This window comes from Rhodoferax sp. ZS1R8 (assembly GCF_056521325.1).
Genome location: NZ_JBWMBA010000190.1, coordinates 1 through 617, shown reverse-complemented (window position 1 = coordinate 617; position 617 = coordinate 1). Strand labels below are relative to the sequence as shown.

Annotated in this window: 1 protein-coding gene and 1 pseudogene; both read right to left on the bottom strand. The window is 56.4% G+C overall.

The window, feature by feature from the left end; all coding sequences use genetic code 11:
- Positions 1–131 (bottom strand): annotated as a pseudogene (locus tag AC097P_RS24900) (phosphatidate cytidylyltransferase); the annotation flags it as partial.
- Between the two features lie 11 nt (positions 132–142).
- On the bottom strand, positions 143–617 hold a 475-nt coding region (gene uppS / locus AC097P_RS24895), incomplete at its 5' end, for a polyprenyl diphosphate synthase (RefSeq protein ID WP_479613090.1).

The following is a 617-nucleotide window of genomic DNA, read 5'->3' as shown; positions in this document are numbered from 1 at the left end:
GCCCATTCCCATGCGGCGGCGGCGATCAAAGCAACGGCGACGCCGGCAAATACTTCCGGCACGGGATAGAACACGGCCGGCAGCAAAATGGCCAGCATCAACAGTGCCGTGATGATTCTTTGCTTCAGCATGGGCGTCCTTGTTAGGTTGTCTTGGCCGAATTGCCCGAGAGTTGGTCTGAAGTCTTTCCAAACCGACGCTCACGTGACGCATAGTCCAACAAGGCCGCGTCCAAGGCTGCTTCGTCAAAATCTGGCCATAGCAAGTTGCTGAAGTACAGCTCGGAATAGGCGGACTGCCAAAGCAGAAAATTGCTCAGGCGCATTTCATTGCCCGTTCGAATCAACAGATCGGGATCCGAACAAAACGACATGGATAGCGCGCGTGACAGGGATTCTTCCGTAATGGGTGTTCCCGAAGCCGCCAACCGCGCGGCAGCCGATGCAATGTCCCAGCGACCACCGTAATTAAAGCAGACATTGAGCGACAAAACCGTATTGCTGGCGGTCAACGCCTCTGCGTCTTCCAAACCCTTTTTGACCCGTGCCGACAAACCCTCGCGCGCGCCCAAGAAACGCAGGCGAACGCCATCGCGCTGCAGTTTGGGTACTTCGCGT